Annotated in this window: 18 protein-coding genes; 7 read left to right on the top strand and 11 right to left on the bottom strand. The window is 62.8% G+C overall.

Going from position 1 to position 20,934, the window contains the following annotated elements; genetic code table 11:
* Nucleotides 1–2: 2 nt before the first annotated feature.
* Nucleotides 3–1,235 carry a 3-methyl-2-oxobutanoate dehydrogenase (2-methylpropanoyl-transferring) subunit alpha gene (locus NKI21_RS30955; RefSeq protein ID WP_352869024.1) on the bottom strand — a complete coding sequence of 411 codons (1,233 nt, stop codon included), beginning with the start codon at nucleotides 1,233–1,235 and terminating at the stop codon, nucleotides 3–5.
* 515 nt (nucleotides 1,236–1,750) lie between these two features.
* Here NKI21_RS30955 and holA point away from each other — a divergent pair.
* The gene (holA, locus tag NKI21_RS30950; protein WP_352442362.1) at nucleotides 1,751–2,794 is read left to right on the top strand and encodes a DNA polymerase III subunit delta; all 1,044 of its coding nucleotides are present in this window, start codon (nucleotides 1,751–1,753) and stop codon (nucleotides 2,792–2,794) included.
* 563 nt (nucleotides 2,795–3,357) lie between these two features.
* Here the strand turns inward: holA and NKI21_RS30945 are convergent.
* The 5 genes from NKI21_RS30945 to mnmE all read right to left on the bottom strand — a co-directional run bounded on the left by NKI21_RS30945 (nucleotide 3,358) and on the right by mnmE (nucleotide 9,442).
* A complete protein-coding gene (locus NKI21_RS30945) occupies nucleotides 3,358–4,248 on the bottom strand; it encodes a ParB/RepB/Spo0J family partition protein (RefSeq protein ID WP_352723056.1) in 891 nt (296 codons plus the stop codon).
* A gap of 69 nt (nucleotides 4,249–4,317) precedes the next feature.
* Entirely contained in the window at nucleotides 4,318–5,118 is an 801-nt protein-coding gene (locus NKI21_RS30940; RefSeq protein WP_352723055.1) for a ParA family protein, read from the bottom strand.
* Between the two features lie 55 nt (nucleotides 5,119–5,173).
* Nucleotides 5,174–5,806: a 16S rRNA (guanine(527)-N(7))-methyltransferase RsmG gene (gene rsmG, locus NKI21_RS30935; protein ID WP_352869019.1), complete on the bottom strand. Its 633-nt coding sequence runs from the start codon at nucleotides 5,804–5,806 to the stop codon at nucleotides 5,174–5,176.
* A complete protein-coding gene (gene mnmG / locus NKI21_RS30930; protein WP_352869016.1) occupies nucleotides 5,803–7,683 on the bottom strand; it encodes a tRNA uridine-5-carboxymethylaminomethyl(34) synthesis enzyme MnmG in 1,881 nt (626 codons plus the stop codon). Before mnmG ends, rsmG begins: the two co-directional genes overlap by 4 nt.
* Nucleotides 7,684–8,110: 427 nt before the next feature.
* The gene (mnmE, locus tag NKI21_RS30925) at nucleotides 8,111–9,442 is read right to left on the bottom strand and encodes a tRNA uridine-5-carboxymethylaminomethyl(34) synthesis GTPase MnmE (protein WP_352869013.1); all 1,332 of its coding nucleotides are present in this window, start codon (nucleotides 9,440–9,442) and stop codon (nucleotides 8,111–8,113) included.
* A 64-nt stretch (nucleotides 9,443–9,506) separates the two neighbouring features.
* On the opposite strand from mnmE, the gene NKI21_RS30920 reads away from it, so the two are divergent.
* Entirely contained in the window at nucleotides 9,507–11,525 is a 2,019-nt protein-coding gene (locus NKI21_RS30920; RefSeq protein WP_352869010.1) for a thioredoxin domain-containing protein, read from the top strand.
* Here NKI21_RS30920 and yddG read toward each other — a convergent pair whose 3' ends face one another.
* The 4 genes from yddG to hemE all read right to left on the bottom strand — a co-directional run bounded on the left by yddG (nucleotide 11,526) and on the right by hemE (nucleotide 15,685).
* On the bottom strand, nucleotides 11,526–12,440 hold the full coding sequence (yddG, locus tag NKI21_RS30915) for an aromatic amino acid exporter YddG (protein WP_352869007.1): 915 nt from the start codon (nucleotides 12,438–12,440) through the stop codon (nucleotides 11,526–11,528).
* 172 nt (nucleotides 12,441–12,612) lie between these two features.
* The gene (gene rho, locus NKI21_RS30910; RefSeq protein ID WP_013528732.1) at nucleotides 12,613–13,878 is read right to left on the bottom strand and encodes a transcription termination factor Rho; all 1,266 of its coding nucleotides are present in this window, start codon (nucleotides 13,876–13,878) and stop codon (nucleotides 12,613–12,615) included.
* A gap of 245 nt (nucleotides 13,879–14,123) precedes the next feature.
* On the bottom strand, nucleotides 14,124–14,654 hold the full coding sequence (hemJ, locus tag NKI21_RS30905; RefSeq protein WP_352869004.1) for a protoporphyrinogen oxidase HemJ: 531 nt from the start codon (nucleotides 14,652–14,654) through the stop codon (nucleotides 14,124–14,126).
* The gene (gene hemE / locus NKI21_RS30900) at nucleotides 14,654–15,685 is read right to left on the bottom strand and encodes a uroporphyrinogen decarboxylase (RefSeq protein ID WP_352869001.1); all 1,032 of its coding nucleotides are present in this window, start codon (nucleotides 15,683–15,685) and stop codon (nucleotides 14,654–14,656) included. The genes hemJ and hemE overlap by 1 nt, the downstream gene beginning before the upstream one ends.
* Before the next feature lie 311 nt (nucleotides 15,686–15,996).
* Here hemE and NKI21_RS30895 point away from each other — a divergent pair, with 311 nt between their 5' ends.
* The 5 genes from NKI21_RS30895 to dnaQ all read left to right on the top strand — a co-directional run bounded on the left by NKI21_RS30895 (nucleotide 15,997) and on the right by dnaQ (nucleotide 20,323).
* The gene (locus NKI21_RS30895; RefSeq protein WP_502896795.1) at nucleotides 15,997–16,911 is read left to right on the top strand and encodes a pyruvate, water dikinase regulatory protein; all 915 of its coding nucleotides are present in this window, start codon (nucleotides 15,997–15,999) and stop codon (nucleotides 16,909–16,911) included.
* Between the two features lie 378 nt (nucleotides 16,912–17,289).
* Entirely contained in the window at nucleotides 17,290–17,889 is a 600-nt protein-coding gene (locus NKI21_RS30890) for a Maf-like protein (RefSeq protein WP_352868997.1), read from the top strand.
* A complete protein-coding gene (locus NKI21_RS30885; protein ID WP_352868994.1) occupies nucleotides 17,882–18,724 on the top strand; it encodes a shikimate dehydrogenase in 843 nt (280 codons plus the stop codon). Before NKI21_RS30890 ends, NKI21_RS30885 begins: the two co-directional genes overlap by 8 nt.
* A complete protein-coding gene (coaE, locus tag NKI21_RS30880) occupies nucleotides 18,721–19,320 on the top strand; it encodes a dephospho-CoA kinase (RefSeq protein WP_352868991.1) in 600 nt (199 codons plus the stop codon). The genes NKI21_RS30885 and coaE overlap by 4 nt, the downstream gene beginning before the upstream one ends.
* A gap of 298 nt (nucleotides 19,321–19,618) precedes the next feature.
* Nucleotides 19,619–20,323, top strand: a complete 705-nt coding sequence (gene dnaQ / locus NKI21_RS30875) for a DNA polymerase III subunit epsilon (RefSeq protein WP_352868988.1) — start codon at nucleotides 19,619–19,621, stop codon at nucleotides 20,321–20,323.
* Between the two features lie 166 nt (nucleotides 20,324–20,489).
* Here dnaQ and NKI21_RS30870 read toward each other — a convergent pair whose 3' ends face one another.
* The gene (locus tag NKI21_RS30870; protein WP_352868985.1) at nucleotides 20,490–20,777 is read right to left on the bottom strand and encodes a GIY-YIG nuclease family protein; all 288 of its coding nucleotides are present in this window, start codon (nucleotides 20,775–20,777) and stop codon (nucleotides 20,490–20,492) included.
* Between the last annotated feature and the right edge of the window lie 157 nt (nucleotides 20,778–20,934).

The following is a 20,934-nucleotide window of genomic DNA, read 5'->3' as shown; positions in this document are numbered from 1 at the left end:
GCTCAAACCCCCGCCTGCTGGCGCTGGCGTCTGAGATGCGGCGGCATCTCGGCATAGAGCCCTTCGAACATGTCGCGCGTCGACGGCTTGCCACCGGCATGCAGCGTGCCGTGGCTTTCCGCTTCCTTTTGCGCCGCGATCACGGTGTCGAGGATTTCCGCATCGGCCTGCGCGTGCCGCTCGTCCGACCAGACGCCGAGCGCGATGAGATGGTTCTTCAGCCGCACGATCGGGTCGCCGAGCGGCCAGGCGTCGGATTCGGTCTTTGGCCGGTAGGCCGAGGGATCGTCCGAGCTCGAATGCGCGCCGGCACGGTAGGTGACATATTCGACCAGCGTCGGCCCGAGATTGCTGCGCGCCCGCTCCGCCGCCCATTTGGCAACGGCATGCACCGCGAGATAATCATTACCGTCGACGCGCAGCGACGGGATGCCGAAGCCAAGGCCTCTCGCCGCGAAGGTGCCCGAGCCGCCGCGTGCGATGCCTTGAAAGGTCGAGATCGCCCACTGGTTGTTGACGACGTTGAGCACGACGGGCGCCTTGTAGGTGGAGGCGAACACCAGCGCCGAGTGGAAATCGGATTCGGCCGTCGAGCCGTCGCCGATCCAGGCGGCTGCGATGCGCGAATCGTTCGATATCGCCGAGGCCATCGCCCAGCCGACCGCCTGGATGTACTGCGTCGCCAGATTGCCGGAGATCGAGAAGAAGCCGTGCTCCTTCGACGAATACATGACCGGCAATTGCCGGCCTTTCAGCGGGTCGGCCTCGTTGGAATAGATCTGGTTCATCATCGTGACCATCGGATAGCCGTCGGCGATGAGCAGCCCTGCCTGGCGATAGGTCGGAAAATTCATATCGCCCGGCGCCAGCGCCTTGCGGAAGGCGCAAGCCACCGCCTCTTCGCCCAGATGCTGCATGTAGAACGAGGTCTTGCCCTGCCGCTGCGCCATCTGCATGCGCGCGTCGAAGGTCCGCAACGTCATCATGTGGCGCAGGCCGGCCAACAGCTCGTCGCTGGAAAGCAGGCCGGCCCAGGGACCGACGGCCTCACCAGTGCGGTTCAGCACGCGGATGATCGAGAAGGCATGATCGCGGATGGTCCGCGGATCGACGGAGATTTCGGGGCGCGGCACCGAGCCGGCCTTGGGGATCGGCACATTGGAAAAGTCAGGCGTCCCGCCCGGCCGCACTTCCGGTTCCGGAACGTGGAAACGCAACATCCCAGCATCGGCCATGACCTTTGTCCTCCAATGTTGCCTGGTGCCGATATTTGCATATCTGCGCCGCCAGGCCAGTGCGAATTCGTCGGGGTAGCCTGCGGACGTCGGTCCCGGCCGCGCCGGCCGATCCAGCCTCCCCAGCACCAAGATGAAGATATGTCGACGAAATTTCTTGTCGATGTTGGGGGACGGCGCGCAATTAGGGAGAAGGTTGGGCTGGGTTTGCCGGAAGATAAGGTGATTGGCGAAGGCGGCGAAGCGTAATCTCCCTCCTTGAGGGGGAGATGGCCGGCAGGCCAGAGGGGGTCGGTTCGACTGGATGCGACCTCCTTGCGGCAGACGAAGGTTAGCGCTCCACGCGCAACGACCCCCTCTGTCGCCTTCGGCGACATCTCCCCTCAAGGGGGGAGATTACTCGCTCCGCCGCTTTTGCCAATCTTCCACGCTGCGAGAAAATCACGCGCATCATCCTTTGCCCCAATCACCAACCTCCATTCACCCCGCCCCCGCATCATGCTAACCAACCCGCCATGGCACAGAAGAAAGCATATGAGGTCGATGGGTGGTTGGCGCGGCCTGATGCGCGCATTTCCATCGTCCTGCTTTACGGCCCCGATCGCGGCCTCGTCTCCGAGCGGGCGAAGGCCTTTGCCGGCAAGACCGGCCTGGCTCTCGACGATCCCTTCTCGGTGGTCAGGCTCGAGGGTTCGGAGGTCGACCGCGACGAGGGCCGGCTGCTCGACGAAGCCCGCACCGTGCCGATGTTTTCCGACCGGCGGCTGCTATGGGTGCGCAATGCCAGCGGCCAGAAGGCATTGGCCGACGACGTCAAGGCGCTGACGGCGGAGCCCGCGCGCGATGCCATCATTCTCATCGAGGCCGGCGATCTCAAGAAGGGTGTCGGCCTGCGCGCCATCGTCGAGGCGGCGGACAATGCCATGGCGCTGCCGTGCTATGCCGATGAGGCGCGCGACATCGACGGCGTCATTGATGCCGAACTGGGCAAGGCCGGCATGTCGATGACCATGGAGGCGAGGCAGGCGCTGCGCCGTAATCTCGGCGGCGACCGGTTGGCCTCGCGCGGCGAGATCGAAAAGCTCGTGCTCTACGCCCATGGCCAGAACGAGATCGGCCTGGAAGAGGTCAAGGCGATGTCGGGTGATGTCTCCGGCGCCTCTTTCGACGACGCGGTCGACGCGCTTCTCGAAGGCAAGATCGGCGACTTCGATATCGCCTTCACCCGCCATTGCCAGTCTGGCGGCCAGCCCTTTCTGGTGCTGTCCTCGGCGATGCGGCAGCTGCAGCAGATCCAGGCCATGCGTGGCCAGATGGATTCGGGCGGTCGCAATGCGGCTTCCGTCGTTGCCGCCGCGCGTCCGCCAGTGTTCTTCTCGCGCCGCAAGCTGGTCGAGAAGGCGCTGGAGCGTTGGAGCACCGACGCGCTCGGCCGCGCACTGACGCGCCTGCAGACGGCGGTCCTGCAGACGCGGCGGCGGCCGGATCTTTCGGTGGCGCTGGCGCGGCAGGCGCTGCTCGGCATTGCCGTGGAGAGCAGCCGGCTGGCGCAAAGGTAGGAGATTGGCGATCTCCCCCCTCGTGGGGGAGATGGCTGGCAAGCCAGAGGGGGGGCGCTGTCCCGCCGGCGTCTCTATTGGCTAGAATGCGCCACCTGACAGCTTGTCAGCTATTCGAAAGTGACCACGGCTGGCGTTCCTTCACGCCCCCCTCTGCCCTACTGGCATCTCCCCCACGAGGGGCAGGGCTATCGCATATGGAATTCCTGAGATGTCTGCCCGGCACGGACCCCCACCCCTAACCCCTCCCCACAAGGGGGAGGGAGACTTCCGTTGGCGCTGGCCCAGGAGCATCGCCTGTCTTTTCGGCGCCAAGAAGAATTAAAGGCACGCGGCAGCGTTCCCTCCCCCTTGTGGGGAGGGTTAGGGTGGGGGTTCTTCTTCGCAAGAATCCATATGCGATAGCCCTGCCCACGAGGGGGGGGAGATTGGCAGCTTCGCCGCGTTCGCCAAACATAGGCGCCGCAAAGAGAAGGGCCGGCAACCGCCAGCCCTTTATGCCTCTTAAGCCCGTGCCAACCAGCTCAGCTGGACCTTAAGCCAGGAGTTAATTCGCCGGCTAATTACCGATCTTGCTTCAGCCTGCGGCACAGCTCATCAAGCTGTTCCAGCGACCGGTACGAAACCCGCAGCACGCCGCCCTTGCCCTTGTGATCCACCGACACAATCATGCCGATCGTGTCGGTCAACAGCTTCTCCAGCGCCAGCGTGTCGGCGTCCTTTTCGTCAGGACTTGGCGCCGGCTTGGCTTCCCTGGCGCTGCTGGTGCCGGCCGGCATCTGCGCCAGCGCTTCGGCCTGGCGCACCGAAAGACCCTCTTCGACGATGCGCTTGGCAAGGCCGGCCGGATCTTCCGCCGTCACCAGCGTGCGGGCATGGCCGGCAGACAGGGCGCCGTCGACCAGCATGTCGCGGATCACGTCCGGCAACTTCAAGAGCCTGAGCGTGTTGGCGACATGGCTGCGGCTCTTGCCGATCACCTGGCCGAGATCGGCCTGGGTGTAGCCGTGCTCGTCGATCAGTTGCTGATAACCAAGCGCCTCCTCGACCGCATTGAGATCGGTGCGCTGGACGTTCTCGATAATCGCCAGTTCGAGCGCGGTGCGGTCGTTGACCTCGCGGATGATGACCGGGATCTCGGACAGCCCGGCGCGCTGCGCCGCGCGCCAGCGCCGCTCGCCGGCGATGATTTCGTAGCGGCCGGCCTGTGTCGGCGAAGGCCGCGCCACCACCGGCTGGACGACGCCGTGTTCGCGGATCGACTGGGCAAGATCGGTCAGCTCGGCGTCGCCGAAATGCCGGCGCGGATTTTTCGGATTGGGGGTCAGGAACTCGATCGGCACCTTGCCGTCGGCGCTCATGCCGGGCTTCTCAGGCGCTGCGGGGCGATCGATCTCGCCGATCAGCGCAGCCAGTCCACGCCCCAGTCTCTTTCTTGAAAGGTCTTCGCTCATCTTTATTCCAGTTGGCTATTCCAAATCGTTTCGGTATCGAATCGGCTTTTAGCTATGCATCCGGCCTAATCAAGCGGCGCGTAACTTGCGCTCGCGGCGGATCACTTCCGACGCCAGTTGCAGATAGGCCTGGCTGCCGGAGCACTTCAAATCATAGAGGATCGCCGGCTTGCCGTAGGACGGCGCCTCGGACACCCGCACATTGCGCGGAATGACGGTCTCGTAGACCTTGTCGCCCATATGCGCCCGCACATCCTGCACCACCTGGTTGGCGAGATTGTTGCGGCCGTCATACATGGTCAGCACGATGCCCTGGATGGTGAGATCCGGATTGATCGAGCGGCGCACCTGCTCGACAGTCTCCAGCAACTGGCTGAGACCTTCGAGCGCGAAAAACTCGCATTGCAGCGGCACAAGAACAGAATCGGCCGCGGCCATTGAATTCAAAGTCAAAAGGTTGAGCGATGGTGGGCAGTCGATCAGCACATAGCCGAACGGCGCGCCGCGGTCGGTCGCGGCGCGCAGCGCATTTCGCAGCTTGAGCACGCGGTCGGGCGCCGAGGCGATCTCCATTTCAATGCCGAGCAGATCAAGCGTCGACGGCACGATCGACAGGCCGGGCACCGCCGTGGGGATGGCCGCGGCCTCCAGTTCCAGTTCGCCGGTCAGCACGTCATAGGAGGACACCGTGCGGTCCTTGCGGTCGATGCCGAGACCGGTGCTGGCATTGCCCTGCGGATCGAGATCGACGATCAGCACCTTTTCGCCGATCGCGGCCAGCGCGGTCGCCAGATTGATGGCGGTCGTTGTCTTGCCGACACCGCCCTTCTGGTTGGCTACGGTGATGATTCGGGGGCCATTCTTCATCATGGGTCTATGCCAGAAGTTCATTTTGGGATCGCCAAAGCGTCTGACACGTCGCGGATCAGACAGGTCGCAGGTTGGACAGTTCAAGGATGACCCCATGCGGGTCGGTCACACTTGGATGTTCTACCAGATCGAAGGACCATCGGTGAACGCTTTCTTGCACTTCGGTGCGATAATCCCGGCCTTTGTGGAACAGGCCGCGCGCGCCTGACGTCAGCCATGGCGCCGACAGGTCCAGCAAGGTCGAAAGCGAGGCCAAAGCCCGCGCCGTGACAACTTGCGGTGTCGAAACAAGCGCATGGCTGTCATCGATGCGGCGCGCCACGACTCGCGCCGGCAGCCTGAACTGCCCGACGACGGTCTGCAGGAAGGACGCCTTTTTGCGATTGCTTTCAACCAGGTCGATGCTGGCGCCGTCGCGCTCGGCAAGCAGGAAAGCCATGACAAGGCCCGGAAATCCGCCGCCCGAGCCGAGATCCACCCAGCGCGTGGCAACCGGTTCTATGCGTCCGAGTTGGGCGCTGTCCAGGATATGGCGCTGCCAGACATCGCCCGACGTCGATTTTGCCACCAGATTGATGCTGCGATTCCATTTCTGGAACATCTGCTCAAAGGCCACCAGCCGATCGAATGTTTCACGTGAAACCGGGCCTGCCGCGTCCTGCAGGCTCTCTAGGGAAATAGAACTCACGCAACTTCCTTTTGTGGGCGCTGGGCGCTTTCCGCGCGACGGACATGCGCGACGATGATCGCCAGCGCCGCCGGCGTCATGCCTTCCATGCGCTGGGCATCGGCGATGGAGCGCGGCCGCCGGACCTGCATCTTCTGCTTCAGCTCGTTCGACAGACCCGGCACCCCGGCGAAATCGATGGTCTCCGGAATCAGCCGGCTCTCTTCAAGCCGGATCTGCGCGACGTCAGTTTTCTGACGATCCAGATAGACAGAATACTTCGCTTCCGTCTCGAGGCGCTCCGCCGTCTTGCCGTCGATCGCCGCAAAGCGCGGATCGACGCCGGCCAGCCAAGCGACATCGACGTCAGGATAGGACAGCAATTCATAGCCGGACCGGCGCACGCCATCCCGGTTGATGTCCAGCCCGTGTCGCGCCGCCTCGTTCGGCGTCAGGGCGAGCGACTTCGCCAAGTCCCGCGCCTCATCCAGGCTTTGCATCACCTGCCCGTAGCGTTGCATGCGCTGTGCCGAAGCGATGCCCAGCTTCGCAGCCAGAGGCGTCAGTCGTTCATCCGCATTGTCGGCACGCAGCGACAGCCGGAATTCGGCCCGAGATGTGAACATCCGGTAGGGTTCGCTGATGCCGCGGCTGGTCAGGTCGTCGACCATCACCCCAATATAGGCTTCGGTGCGGCTGAGCACGATCTGCTCGCTCCCCGCCGCCCGCCGCGCCGCATTGAGGCCTGCGAGCAAGCCTTGCCCGGCTGCTTCCTCATAGCCGGTCGTGCCGTTGATCTGCCCGGCGAGGAAAAGACCACTGATGCGCTTCGTTTCCAGCGTCTGATGCAGTTCGCGCGGATCGACGTGATCATACTCGATGGCATAGCCGGGCTGCAGCATGGTTGCGCGCTCCAGCCCTGGGATGGTTTTCAATATATCGAGCTGCACATCCTCAGGCAGCGAGGTCGAAATCCCATTGGGATAAACCGTGTTGTCATCGAGCCCTTCCGGCTCGAGGAAGATCTGATGGCCGTCCCTGTCGCCGAACTTGACGATCTTGTCCTCGATCGACGGGCAATAACGCGGCCCAACGCCCTCGATCGAGCCGGAATACATGGCCGACCGGTCAAGATTGGCGCGGATCAGCTCATGCGTGGCCGTCGTCGTGCGGGTGATGCCGCACTCGATCTGCGGCGTGGTGACTCGGTCCGTCATCAGCGAGAACGGCACAGGATTCTCATCCGCCGCTTGGCTTTCCAGCGACGCCCAGTCGATGGTCCGGCCGTCGAGCCGTGGCGGCGTGCCGGTCTTCAGACGGCCGAGCTTGAAGCCCGCGCGATCCATCGTCGCCGAGAGCCCAAGGCTGGCCTGCTCGTTCATGCGGCCGGCGACAATCTTCTTCTCGCCAATATGGATAAGCCCACGCAAAAAAGTTCCGGTCGTCAGCACGACCGCGCCACAAGCCAGGCGACGGCCGTCGGCCAGGAGAACAGCCGCGACCTGGCCGGCGACAATTTCGAAGTCCAGAACCTCGCCTTCGACCACGTCGAGATCGTTCTGCTGCCGAATCGCTTCCTGCATGGCGAGGCGATAGAGCTTTCGGTCGGCCTGCGTGCGCGGCCCGCGCACGGCGGGACCCTTGCGGCGGTTGAGCAGGCGGAACTGGATGCCAGCCGCATCCGCCACGCGCCCCATCAGGCCATCCATGGCATCGATCTCGCGCACCAGGTGGCCCTTGCCGAGCCCGCCGATCGCCGGATTGCACGACATGACCCCGATCGTGTCGAAGCGCAGCGTCACTAGCGCGGTTCTGGCACCGGCGCGTGCGGCAGCACTGGCCGCCTCGCAACCCGCGTGACCACCGCCCACCACAACCACATCATAGTGATTGGTCATTTCCAACACGTCCTAGACTCAAATGAATGAGGGACACATGTCCCCGTAGGGCGGTGCTGTCAAGAAAACTCCGCAGGGAGTTTCACGTGAAACAGCCTTGGACGTGCCCTCACGCGTGTTTCACGTGAGTCATCGGGGCAGATGTTTCACGTGAGTCGCGCGAATGATGCTGCGCGGGTTCAGTGGATTCGAGGACGGCAGCCGAGTTTCATCATTGCTGTGGCCACCATCTAGACATTCGTGACCGCCGAGGCCGCCACGCCCTCGTCATCCCCGGGCGGAGCAAGGAGCGAAGTGACGCGGCGAAGACCCGAGGATGACGAGACGTTAAGCGTTTCCGCCAATTGCCAACGCATGCATCCGCAAGCGCCATCAAGCCTCTACGCCAGAAAGCAACTCCTGTTCGAGGACCACTGTTTCACCTGAGTCATTTCCCTATGCAGAACTGCGAAAAGATGACGTCCAGCATGTCCTCGACGTCGATGGCGCCGACGATTCGGCCCAGATGATCGGCTGCGAGCCGCAACTCCTCAGCGCGCAATTCCTGCCCGACAGTCTGGCCGTCGGTTGCACGAAGCAGGTGCCTATTCGCTGCGCCAAGCAATTCGACGTGGCGCAGGCGCGATGGCAGGACATCACCGACGCTGCCGGCTGCTTCGGCAGCTCGCCGGCCGATTTCCGCCAGCAGTCTCTCCACGCCCGTCCCGTTTTTTACCGAAATGACAAGGTCGTAGTCTTCCATCGCCCCGCTCGCCGCGCGGTCTTCCAGCAGATCGCGCTTGGTGCCAACGCGCAAGGTCGGCGCCGCGGTCGGCAATGAACGAATATCCCCAGGATTCGTAACATCCTGCAGCAACAGCAAGAGATCGGCGCCATGCGCCTTGGCCCTCGCCTTCTCGATGCCGATCGCCTCGACCTTCCCCGGCGCATCGCGCAGCCCGGCCGTATCGGTAAGCCGGACCCGCAGCCCCTGGAGATCAAGTGTCACTTCAAGCAGATCCCGCGTCGTGCCGGGTTCATCCGTTACTATAGCGGCATCCCGCCGGGCCAGGGCATTGAACAGACTCGACTTACCGGCGTTGGGCGCGCCAAGAATCACGACCTCGAAGCCGTCGCGAATGATCTCGGCGGCGCGAAACCCGGCGATGTGGCGATCGATCTCGCCGATCATCGTCCTGACATCGGACCAGACCGTATCCGAAACGGAACCGGGGACATCGTCCTCATCGGCGAAATCGATTTCCGCCTCGATCATGGCGCGGGCATGGATTAGCCTGCGACGCCAGCCGAGATAGAGTTCGCTCTGAACGCCTTCGGCATTTTGAACGGCAAAACGCCGCTGCGCCTCGGTTTCGGCGTTGACGAGGTCCGCCAGCGCCTCGGTCTCGAGCAGATCGACCTTGCCGTTGAGAAAGGCGCGGCGCGTGAATTCGCCGGGTTCCGCGTGCCTGACGCCGTCATGGCCTGCGATCGTTTCCAGCATTTTTGCCACCACGGCACGACCGCCGTGGACGTGGAATTCCGCAACGTCCTCGCCGGTGAAACTGGCCGGACCGCGAAAGAACACGACCAGGCCGGTGTCGAGCACGGTCCCATCGGGTGCCCTGAATCGGCGCAGAACTGCCGAGCGGTCCTTAACCATGCCGCCGGCAATCGTTTCGACTACGAATCGAGTCTGCGGGCCGGAAATGCGGATGACAGCAACCCCGGCCGGAAGCCGGCCGCTCGACAGCGCTACGATGGAACCGCTTGAAATCATTTGCCCGCTCTACCGAACCGCCCTAGCTTTACACCCATCAGCCCATCGCACCCGAGTTTGCCCAGTGACGCTGCCAGCGCAAAACCTGCTTGCCGAAGAAGCCAGCCCCTATCTGCAGCAGCACAGCGGCAATCCCGTCCACTGGCGGGCCTGGTCGCCGGCCTCGCTCGAGGAGGCAAAGGCGCTGGACAGGCCTATCCTGCTCTCGGTCGGCTATGCCGCCTGCCATTGGTGCCACGTCATGGCGCATGAAAGCTTCGAGAACGATGGTGTCGCCGCCGTCATGAACCGTCTGTTCGTCAATATCAAGGTCGACCGCGAGGAGCGTCCCGACATCGACCAGATCTATATGGCTGCACTCTCCGCCATGGGCGAGCAAGGCGGCTGGCCGCTGACCATGTTCCTGACGCCGGACGGCAAACCGTTCTGGGGCGGCACCTATTTTCCGCGCGAGCCACGCTATGGCCGCCCCGGTTTCATCCAGGTGATGGAGGCGGTGGACAAGGCCTGGCGCGAGAAGCGGGCGAGCCTCAACCAGAGTGCCGACGGCCTGACCATACATGTCGAGGCGCGGCTTGCCGGCTCGCATGCGAAAACAGGGCTCGATCGCGGCACGCTGGCTGAGCTTGCCAAGGGCATAGACGGCATGATCGACCGCGATCTCGGCGGCTTGCGCGGCGCGCCGAAATTTCCCAATGCACCGTTCATGCAAACGCTGTGGCTGTCCTGGCTGCGCGACGGCAACGCCAGCCATCGCGACGACGTTCTCAACAGCCTCGAACAGATGGTCAGCGGCGGCATCTACGACCATATCGGCGGCGGGCTCAGCCGTTACTCGACCGACGCCGAATGGCTGGTGCCGCATTTCGAAAAGATGCTTTACGACAATGCCCAGCTGATCCGCTTCTGCAACTGGGCCTATGCCGCAAGCGGCAACGAGTTGTTCCGGGTCCGAATCAAAGAGACGATCGACTGGCTGCTGCGCGAAATGCGCGTCGACGGCGGCGCCTTTGCCGCCAGTCTCGACGCCGACAGCGACGGCGAGGAAGGGCTGTTCTACACCTGGAGCCAAGACGAGATCGAGGCCGCACTCGGCGACGATTCCGCCTTGTTTTTCAATCACTTCACGCTCTCCAGCCCGCATGGTTGGGAAGGCAAGCCGGTTGTCCACCAGACGAGGGCCCAGCAATCGCAATATGTGATCGATCGCGAAGAGGTCAGCCCGCTCAAGGGGAAACTCCTTGCGGTCCGGGAAGAGCGGGTCAGGCCCGGCCTTGACGCAAAGATCCTCACCGACTGGAACGGCCAGATGATCGCAGCCTTTGCTGAGGCCGGTCGGTCGCTGGCGCGGCCTGACTGGATCGACGCGGCGGCAAAAGCCTTCGCCCATATCAGCTCTGCCAGCCGCGACGGCCGCTTGCCGCACTCGATGCTCGGCGCCAGAAAACTGTTCCCTGCTCTGTCCACCGACTATGCCGCCATGACCAACGCAGCCATCTCGCTGTTCGAGGCCACCGGGGATTGGAGCTATGTCGACCAAGCCGGCCGGTTTGTCGAGCAGCTCGACCATTGGCACGCCGATAGCGAGAAGACAGGTTATTACCTGACCGCCTCGGACAGCGCTGACGTGCCGATCCGCATCAGGGGCGACGTCGATGAAGCCATTCCGTCCGCCACCGGCCAGATCATCGAGGCACTGGTCCGGCTCGCCTCCGTCACCGGCGATCTCGAGCTGCACGAGAAAGCCTGGGAGGTCGCCGAACATGCCGCCGGCCGTGCCGCAAACCAGACCTATGGCCAGGCCGGCATCGTCAATGCCTGCGCGCTTGCGATCGAGCCGCTCAAGCTGGTCATCGTTGATGCGCTCAACGATCCAAAGCTCGTTCCGGTTGCGAATCGAAATCCGGATCCACGCCGCGTCGACATCCTCGTGCCGATTGGTACGGGAGCGAATCGAGCCTTGCTGCCCGCCGGAATCCTGCCGCCGACCAACCGCTTAAGCGCGTGGTTCTGCACTGGTCAGGTTTGCCTTTCCCCGATGACGGATCCGGAAGAGCTGGAGCGCCTGTTGCGCCGAGAATGATCAGGCGCCGTGCGCGGGATCGGGCAGCGCCTCGGTCGCAGCTTGCCGGGGCTTGAACAGCAAATCCCTGGCAGCAACCACCGCGCCAATGGTGATCAGCACGCAGGCGAGCGCCACCGACCAGTGGAAGACGCCAAAGCCTGCCAGCAGCAGCACGATGACCGAAAACAGCGGTGCGGCGTAGGACAAGGCGCCAAGGATCATGATGTCACCGTGCTTGCAGCCAAAATCCCAGGCGTAGAAGCCGGCTCCCAGAGGAATCGTGCCCAGAATGACGATAGTCGTCCACTGCGTCGGCGTCTGCGGCCAGACCGTGGTCTCAAGCATCAGGTGCAGCGAGAAAGCGACCGCCGCCGTGATGAAGCAATAACCGGCCACGACATCCGTCGGCACCTGGCCGAAGCGGCGCGACAGCACGGAATAGCCAGCCCAGATGAGGGCGCAGAAGAGCGCGATGACATGGCCCTTCATCACCCCATTGGCCAGGCCGACATTGCCGCCCTTGGTGATCACCACGATGGCGCCGGCAAGCCCTAGAACGACGCCGACGATGTGATGAACCCGGAGCCTTTCACCGGGCAGGAAGGCTGCAAAGACGACGATCAGCAATGGCCAGAGATAGGCGATCAGGCTGACCTCGACCGGCGGCGCCGACTGGATCGCAAAGAAATAGGCGCAGTGGTAGATGCACAGTCCCGCCGTGCCGATCGCCCAGACCGGCCATGGCTGCCGCAGCGATCGGATCGCGCCTGGGCGGAAGATCCAGCTGCCGGCGCCGACCAGCCCTCCGAGCAGGAAGGTCATGGCTGCCAGCTGAAACGGCGGGATCGGGCCAGCGGCGGTCGAAAGCAGCGCCAGGAAAGACCAGGTCAGGATGGCCGAAAAGCCGATCAGGGTCGGGATTGTCTTCTTCACATCGCTGCTTCCAGTTTGCAGACACGAGCTTTGCATGAAGGGAGAATCGTCTGCCGCCACATACAGCCGCCCTATATCGGGAAAGCGACCTGCCGCCGGACAATGAAAAACCCCATCCCGGTTTCGCGGAATGGGGCTTCAATACACAGACCGGATGATTTCGGCCTGACCTTTACGTGTTCATCGAATCGAAGAAATCCGCATTGGTTTTGGTCTGCTTGAGCTTATCGATCAGGAACTCGATCGCGTCGGTGGTTCCCATCGGCGCCAGGATGCGGCGCAGCACAAAAATCTTCTGCAGATCCTGCTTGGAAACCAGCAGGTCTTCCTTGCGGGTGCCGGACTTCAAGATGTCCATGGCCGGATAGATGCGCTTGTCGGCCACCTTGCGGTCGAGCTGGATTTCGCAGTTGCCGGTGCCCTTGAACTCTTCGAAGATGACTTCGTCCATGCGGCTGCCGGTATCGATCAGCGCGGTGGCGATGATGGTCAGCGAGCCGCCTTCCTCGATGTTGCGGGCGGCGCCGAAGAAGCGCTTCGGCCGCTGCAGGGCGTTGGCGTCGACACCACCGGTCAGCACCTTGCCGGATGACGGCACGACGGTGTTGTAGGCGCGGCCGAGGCGGGTGATCGAATCGAGCAGGATGACGACATCGCGGCCATGTTCGACCAGGCGCTTGGCCTTCTCGATGACCATTTCGGCGACCTGCACGTGGCGCACGGCCGGCTCGTCGAAGGTGGAGGAGATCACCTCGCCCTTCACCGAGCGCTGCATGTCGGTCACTTCTTCCGGCCGCTCGTCGATCAGAAGCACGATCAGATAGCATTCCGGATGGTTGGCGGTGATCGAGTGGGCGATGTTCTGCATCAGAACCGTCTTGCCGGTACGCGGCTGCGCGTTGATCAAAGCGCGCTGTCCCTTGCCGATCGGCGCGACCAGGTCGATCACGCGGGCCGAGATGTCCTTGGTGGTCACATTCTCGATTTCCATCTTCAGCCGCTTGGTCGGATAGAGCGGCGTCAGATTGTCGAAGTGGATCTTGTGACGGATCTTCTCGGGATCGTCGAAATTGATGGTGTTGACCTTGAGCAGCGCGAAATAGCGCTCGCCCTCTTTCGGGCTGCGGATCGGCCCTTCGACGGTATCGCCGGTCTTCAGCGAAAAGCGCCGGATCTGCGACGGCGAAATATAGATGTCGTCGGGACCTGGCAGATAATTGGCGTTGGCGGAGCGCAGGAAGCCGAAACCGTCCTGCAGCACCTCGACCACGCCATCACCGATGATCTCGATCTCCTGGGCGGCCAGCTTCTTCAGGATCGCAAACATCAGCTCCTGCTTGCGCATGACGCTGGCGTTTTCGACCTCGAGCGATTCGGCATAAGCGATCAGCTCTGGCGGTTTCTTGTTCTTGAACTCGGCGAGTTTCATTTCTTGCATAGACGGACCTTGGTAGATTGAGTCTGGGAATAGATGGAGTCTGGGTAGGCTTTGGGAAAATATCGGCGGGATGCGACAAATGCCGGGCGCGGCCGAAAACAACGAGGGGCGGCGCATGACGGGAAGGAAGACCCGTCTTTTATCGTCGGTCGGGTGAAAGAGCAAGCTGCGTTTTGCGTGGCCTATGAAGGCTTAAAACGCATCAATGCCTGTCGCTGGCTCCTGGCCGTTTTGATCGACATGCATCAGAACGGCTTGACCACCACCAGGATGACGATTGCGATCATCAGCAATGTGGGGATCTCGTTGACCATTCGCCAGTGCCTGGCCGGTTTTTCATTGCGGTCCTCGGCGAATTTGCGCACCGCGCCCGAGAGATAGCCATGCATGGCCGACAGCAAAAGCACCGCTCCGATCTTGGCGTGCAGCCAGCCGCCCTGGAAACCAAAACCCTTCCAGGCGAGCCACAGGCCGAACACCCAGGTGACGATCATCGCCGGGTTGATGATGCCCCGCAGCAGGCGCCGCTCCATCACCTTGAAGGTTTCTGACTGCACCGAGCCCTTCTCGGCATCGGCGTGATAGACCAGCAGCCGCGGCAGATAGAGCATGCCGGCCATCCATGAGATGACGGCGAGGATATGGATCGCCTTGGCCCAGGGATAGAAGCTGTCGGGTGCCGCCAAATACAAAAGCGCGGTGAGAACGACCAGCACCGCGATACTCATGCGCATCATCGCCCGGCCGGTGCTGTTCGTGTTGTTCATCTGAGCCATCAGCGTGTCGCGCTCCGCACCTGTTTCACCATCGCCTCGACATGGGCGATCGGCGTCTCCGGCGTGATGCCGTGGCCGAGGTTGAAGATCAGCGGCCCGTCTCCCAGCGCTCTCAGGATCGCCTCGACGCCATCCGACAGCGCCTTGCCGCCAGCCACGAGCCGCAAGGGATCGAGATTGCCCTGAACCGCACCCGAGCGCTGCAATTCCTTCGCCGCGATCAGGGGCACCGTCCAGTCGATCCCCAGCGCCGTTACGCCGGTCTTTTGCCGATAGGTCCGGTAACGCGAACCGGCGCCCTTGGGAAAACCGATGATCGGAACATCGGGATGAACCGCCCGCACCCGGCCAACGATCTCGGCCATCGGCTGAACGCAGAACAGGTCGAAAGTTTCATCGTCCAGCACGCCGGACCAGGAATCGAATATCTGCACCACATCCGCGCCCGCCTCGATCTGGCGGATGAGATAGGCGGCCGAATGTTCGGCAAGCACCTTCAGCAATCGTTGAAAGGCCACCGGCTCGCGATAGGCAAAAAGCCGCGCCGGCGCCTGGTCGGGTGTGCCATGGCCAGCGATCATGTAGGTCGCCACCGTCCAAGGCGCGCCGCAGAAGCCGATCAGGGTTGTCTCTTCGGGCAGTTTGGCCCGCAACCGGCGAACCGTCTCGTAGACCGGTTCGAGATTCACGTGAAACACCTTGCCTTCCAGAGCCAAAATCTCCGGCGCGGTGATCGGCGTCAGCAACGGCCCTCTGCCCTCTTCGAAGCGCACGTCACGGCCAAGCGCATGCGGAACTACAAGGATATCGGAAAACAGGATCGAGGCATCGAAACCAAAACGCTCGATCGGCTGCAAGGTCACTTCGACCGCAAGGTCGGGATCGTAGCAGAGGTCCAGGAACGAGCCTGCTCGCCTGCGTGTCTCCCGATACTCCGGCAGATAGCGCCCGGCCTGACGCATCATCCAGAGCGGAGGCGGAAAATGAGCCTTGCCCTTCAGGACATCCATCATGATCCGGTTCTGGGGCATCGGGCGCTCGCTTCTCCCAGCCTCTTCTATAATCAAAGATTCTTATATCTAAGATTCTTCTGATTCTAAGAGTCTGTTGGTTCTGGTGGTTGTCACCTGTCCCGCTTTGCCCCGGAAAACACCAGCCAACATATTGTCGCGTGCTTCTTTTTCCCAGATGTAGGGTTCTGGGGATAGCTCCGAATCGATCAATCGAGTCAAAGTGTTAGGCACAGCGGTGAAAGGCGGGTCCTGTGGACGGACCGTTGTCGAAAAAAGCCGTCCCCAAACTTGTCCCCAGTCGCCCGACGAAGCTGACAGCGCATCGAATTGTGGACAAACTGCCATCTGATACAGTCGCCTCCGACAGGCCCGTCTTTTCATCCCGCTTTATCCACAGAAGCCCACAGCCCCAGGTGACCCCTGTGAACAAACCCCAGAGCTTCTTCCACCTGCACCTGATTTCCGACGCGACCGGCGAAACGCTGCTTGCCGCCGGCCGGGCAGCTTCGGCGCAGTACAAGGACGCGCGCGCCATCGAGCATATCTATCCGCTGATCCGCACCGAAAAGCAGGTGGCAAAGGTGTTCGAGGACATCGAGGAGGAACCGGGCATCATCCTCTATACGGTCGTCGACCAGAAGCTGGCGCGCGGCATCGACGAGCGCTGCGCGGCCATGGGTCTGCCCTGCGTGTCGGTGCTGGAGCCGGTGCTGACCGTGTTCCAGTCCTATCTAGGCACCCCGGCCGGCCGCCGCGTCGGCGCCCAGCATGTCCTCGACGCCGAATATTTCCGCCGCATCGACGCGCTCAATTTCACCATGGACCATGATGACGGCCAGTTGCCGCTCAATATGGACGATGCCGATGTGGTGCTGATCGGCATTTCTCGCACGTCGAAGACGCCGACCAGCATCTATCTCGCCAACCGCGGCATCAAGACCGCCAACATCCCGATCGTGCTTGGCGTGCCGGTGCCGGAAAGCCTGGTTGCCGCCAGCAAGCCCCTGATCGTCGGGCTGATCGCCACCGCCGAACGCATCTCGCATGTCCGGCAAAACCGCATCCTCGGCAACAGCAGCTCGTATGAGGCATCGGATTATGTCGACCGCGCGGCGATCAGCGAAGAGCTCGCCTATGCCCGCAAGATCTGCACGCGCCATGGCTGGCCGATGATCGACGTCAGCCGCCGCTCGATCGAGGAAACGGCGGCGGCGATCGTTGCCCTGCGGGGGAAGTCGAGATAAATGAGGCCAGCAGCCGGGTGAGGTTTTGCCCGGCTATTTCGACGCCGCGAAGTTCGAAGGTCACGGCATGGATCCTAGGGTCTGCGCCGCGTCGCTTCGCTCCTTGCTTCGCCCTAGGATGACGAAGGGAGGATTGTCTCGGCCAATTTCGAAGGTTTGCGATTGCCACCAACTGCACTTTGACGGCGCAGGTGCCAGGCCCGACATCCGCGATTGGCCAAAAAGCCACCACGCCTTCGTCATCCTAGGGCGGAGCAGGAGCGAAGCGACGTCGCGAAGACCCTAGGATCCATGCCGTGACGGTGGTCGAAGGTGCAGCGGTTTTCTGTTGGAGCCAGAATCTCAACAACGGTTAGACAATTGATCAGGCGAAAAATCATGACTGAGAAAATCATCCTCGCTTCGGGCAGCCCGTTCCGCAAGGCGATGCTCGTCAATGCCGGCGTCGATGTCGAGGCGGTGCCGGCTGAAGTCGACGAGCGCGCGCTCGAGTCGCCTTTGCAGGGTAGCGGCGTCTCGCCCGAGGACGTCGCCCTGGTGCTGGCCGAGGCCAAGGCCACCGAAGTCAGCGAGCGCAGGCCGGGCGCCCTGGTTCTGGGCTGCGACCAGACGCTGTCGCTCGGCGACGAGGTGTTCCACAAGCCGGTCGACATGGAAGGCGCCCGCCGTCATTTGCTGGCGTTGTCGGGCAGGACCCACCAGCTCAACAGCGCCGCTGTTCTGGTCCGCAACGGCAGGGTTTTGTGGCGGCATGTCGGCATCGCTTCGATGACCATGCGCAAGCTTGACCCGGCCTTCATCGGCCGCCATCTCGCCCGCGTCGGCGCCAAGGCGCTGTCCAGCGTCGGCGCCTACCAGGTAGAAGGCGAAGGCATTCAATTGTTCGAGAAAATCGAAGGCGACCATTTCACGATTGTCGGCTTGCCGCTGTTGCCGCTGCTCGCCGAACTGCGTGACCTGGGAGCGATCGATGGCTGAGGTGTCAAAGAAGGCCTTCGTCACCGGCCATCCGGTCAAGCATTCGCGCTCGCCGAAGATCCATGGCCACTGGCTGGCCAAACATGGCATCGACGGGAGCTACCAGGCCATCGATGTCGCGCCGCAGGATTTTGGCGCGTTCGTGAAAACGCTGCAGGCAAACGACTACCGCGGCGGCAACATCACCATCCCGCACAAGGAAGCGGCTTTCGCATTGGCCGAACGCCGCGACCAGGCGGCGCAAGAAATCGGCGCCGTCAACACGCTGTGGTTCGAGGATGGCGTCCTGTGGGGCGGCAACACCGACGGTCACGGCTTTGCCGCCAACCTCGACGATCATGCGCCGGGCTGGGCGAGCAAGGGCCCGGCGGTCGTGCTTGGCGCCGGCGGCGCGTCGCGCGCCGTCATCCATGCGCTGAAGGAGCGCGGCGTGACCGACATCCGCATCGTCAACCGTACGCTCTCCCGGGCTATAGAACTGCGCGATCGTTTCGGCGCCGGCGTGTCGGCGCATGGCATGGCGGCTACGGATGAACTGCTCGGCGATGCCGGCCTGCTGGTCAACACCACGGCGCTCGGCATGCATGGCAATGAAGGCCTGTCGGCCGATCCCGCCCGGCTGCCCGACCATGCCATCGTCACCGACATCGTCTATGTGCCGCTGGAGACGCCGCTGCTCGCGGCCGCCCGCGCGCGAAAGCTGAAGACGGTCGACGGCCTCGGCATGCTGCTGCATCAGGCCGTGCCCGGCTTCGAACGATGGTTCGGTGTCAGGCCGCGGGTGACGGCCGAACTCCGGGCGTTCATTGTTGCCGATCTGGTACCAAAACCATGATCGTGCTCGGCCTCACAGGCTCGATCGGCATGGGCAAGTCGACCACGGCCAGGATGTTCGCTGACGCCGGCGTGCCGGTCCATGATTCCGACGAGACGGTGCATCGCCTCTATGCCGGCAAGGCAGCCCCTTTGGTCGAGGCGGCGTTTCCGGGCACCACATCTGCCGGGGTGGTCGACCGGACAAAACTTGGCGCGCGCGTGCTCGGCGACGCCGCCGGGCTGAAGCGGCTCGAGGCCATCATCCATCCGCTGGTGCGCGCCGACGCCGATGCCTTTCTGGCCAGGCATCGTAGATCAGGCGCGCCGATCGCCGTCCTCGATATTCCCCTGCTGTTCGAAACCGGCGGCCGCAACCGCGTCGACAAGGTCGTCGTCGTCACTGCGTCGGCCGAGACCCAGCGCGCCCGCGTGCTGGCGCGGCCCGGCATGACGGAGGAAAAGCTGGCGTCGATCCTGACTAAGCAGGTGCCGGATGCGGAAAAGCGGCGTCAGGCCGATTTCATCGTCGACACCGGCCAGGGGCTGGACGCCGCGCGGGATCAGGTGAATGCGATCATTGCGGAACTGATCGGGGTCGGCAAGCCGGGCCATTGACACTGGCTGCCGTCTGTCAACGTCAGCGCCGTCCCTCATCTGCCTGCCGGCATCATCTTCTCCCCGTGTAGTGACGGGGAGAAGGAGCTGGCCGCGACCTCGGCTACTCTCTTGCAAACGCAGGAGATTGGCGAAATCCTTTGCGAAGGCGTCCTTCTCCCCGTCACTATAGGGGGAGAAGTGCCCGGCAGGGCGATGAGGGGCAGCGCAAACCTGTAGTGATTGCCCTGATCAGCTCGTTTCCCATTGCCATTTTGTTCCGGTCTCATGATTCTGCTCCTTTGGAGCGACTGATTCGATGCGTGAGATCATCTTCGACACGGAAACCACCGGCCTCGATTCGCGCGACGACCGCGTGATCGAGCTTGGCGGCGTCGAGTTGATCAACCGCTTCCCGACCGGAAAGACCTTCCACCACTACATCAACCCGCAAGGGCGCGCGATCCATGCCGAGGCACAGGCGGTGCACGGCATCAGCGCGGCGGACCTCGCGGGCAAGCCGACCTTTGCCGAGATTGTGCAGGAATGGCTGGACTTCACCGACGGCGCCAAGCTGGTCGCCCACAACGCAACCTTCGACATCGGCTTCCTGAACGTTGAATTCGGCCGGCTCGGTCATCCCGTCATCGACAACGGCCTCGTCGTCGATACGCTGGCGCTGGCGCGCCGCAAGCACCCGATGGGGCCCAATTCGCTTGACGCGCTCTGCCGGCGTTACGGCATCGACAACACCAGGCGCACCAAGCACGGCGCCCTGCTCGATTCCGAATTGCTGGCCGAGGTCTATATCGAGCTGATCGGCGGCAAGCAGGCGGCCCTTATCCTCGACAGCGCCACCGCGCCGGCGCAAGGCGAAAATGTCCGCCAGATCGAGATCATCATCAGCCAGCGCCCGGCACCCCTGCGGCCCCGCCTCACCGAAGCCGAACGCGCCGCGCACGCCGGCATGGTCGGGACGTTGGGTGAGAAGGCGTTGTGGCTGAAGGTTGCTGCTGGCAGTTAGAGAAGCGATGGCGGCAAGGCTGGAAGGGCCGACCCTCAAGATTGGCAGCGGACCCCCATAACTTCGTCATCCTAGGGCGAAGCAAGGAGCGAAGCGACGCGGCGCAGACCCTAGGATCCATGCCGTGACGGTGATGATATGTTCCGGCGGTGCAAGAAACCGAGCGTTACCACCCCGTCCCGCGAAACAGCTCGAACCACTCTGGATTGGCCTTTTCGATCAATTCGATCTTCCATTGGCGCGGCCAGCGCTTCAGGGACTTCTCACGTTGGATCGCATCGGTGATGTCGAAAAACTCCTCGTACCAGACCAACCGCTGAACACCGTAGCGGCTGGTGAAATTAGAGCCTTGGCCCGACTTGTGCTCCGGCATGCGGCGACCGAGGTCGTTGGTGACACCGATATAGAGGGTGCCACCTTCCTGGCTCGCAGTCATGTAGACATAACCGGTCATGGTTTTAGCGTAGCGAGCACAGGCGCGGGGACAAGCGCCATTCTGATCCGTTGCATTCTAAGGCGAATGTCACGGCATGGATCCTAGAGCGATTCCTATTTTGAGAGAATCGTAGGATTCCCAAAGCCGGATGTTTGTGATTCAAGATGCTGGCTGG

Origin of the sequence: Mesorhizobium sp. M0715, assembly GCF_040320355.1 — a bacterium.
GTDB lineage: Bacteria > Pseudomonadota > Alphaproteobacteria > Rhizobiales > Rhizobiaceae > Mesorhizobium.
Note: the sequence above shows the minus strand (reverse complement) of the source record. Positions and strands in the feature narration are given on the sequence as shown.

What these genes read in the sequence shown, in the direction of transcription:
- NKI21_RS30955 (WP_352869024.1), bottom strand. Translation starts at nt 1,235, where the DNA reads ATGGCCGATGCTGGGATGTTGCGTTTCCACGTTCCGGAACCGGAAGTG.
- holA (WP_352442362.1), top strand. Translation starts at nt 1,751, where the DNA reads ATGGCACAGAAGAAAGCATATGAGGTCGATGGGTGGTTGGCGCGGCCT.
- NKI21_RS30945 (WP_352723056.1), bottom strand. Translation starts at nt 4,248, where the DNA reads ATGAGCGAAGACCTTTCAAGAAAGAGACTGGGGCGTGGACTGGCTGCG.
- NKI21_RS30940 (WP_352723055.1), bottom strand. Translation starts at nt 5,118, where the DNA reads ATGATGAAGAATGGCCCCCGAATCATCACCGTAGCCAACCAGAAGGGC.
- mnmG (WP_352869016.1), bottom strand. Translation starts at nt 7,683, where the DNA reads ATGACCAATCACTATGATGTGGTTGTGGTGGGCGGTGGTCACGCGGGT.
- mnmE (WP_352869013.1), bottom strand. Translation starts at nt 9,442, where the DNA reads ATGATTTCAAGCGGTTCCATCGTAGCGCTGTCGAGCGGCCGGCTTCCG.
- rho (WP_013528732.1), bottom strand. Translation starts at nt 13,878, where the DNA reads ATGCAAGAAATGAAACTCGCCGAGTTCAAGAACAAGAAACCGCCAGAG.
- hemJ (WP_352869004.1), bottom strand. Translation starts at nt 14,654, where the DNA reads ATGGCTCAGATGAACAACACGAACAGCACCGGCCGGGCGATGATGCGC.
- hemE (WP_352869001.1), bottom strand. Translation starts at nt 15,685, where the DNA reads ATGCCCCAGAACCGGATCATGATGGATGTCCTGAAGGGCAAGGCTCAT.
- NKI21_RS30890 (WP_352868997.1), top strand. Translation starts at nt 17,290, where the DNA reads ATGACTGAGAAAATCATCCTCGCTTCGGGCAGCCCGTTCCGCAAGGCG.
- NKI21_RS30885 (WP_352868994.1), top strand. Translation starts at nt 17,882, where the DNA reads ATGGCTGAGGTGTCAAAGAAGGCCTTCGTCACCGGCCATCCGGTCAAG.
- coaE (WP_352868991.1), top strand. Translation starts at nt 18,721, where the DNA reads ATGATCGTGCTCGGCCTCACAGGCTCGATCGGCATGGGCAAGTCGACC.
- dnaQ (WP_352868988.1), top strand. Translation starts at nt 19,619, where the DNA reads ATGCGTGAGATCATCTTCGACACGGAAACCACCGGCCTCGATTCGCGC.
- NKI21_RS30870 (WP_352868985.1), bottom strand. Translation starts at nt 20,777, where the DNA reads ATGACCGGTTATGTCTACATGACTGCGAGCCAGGAAGGTGGCACCCTC.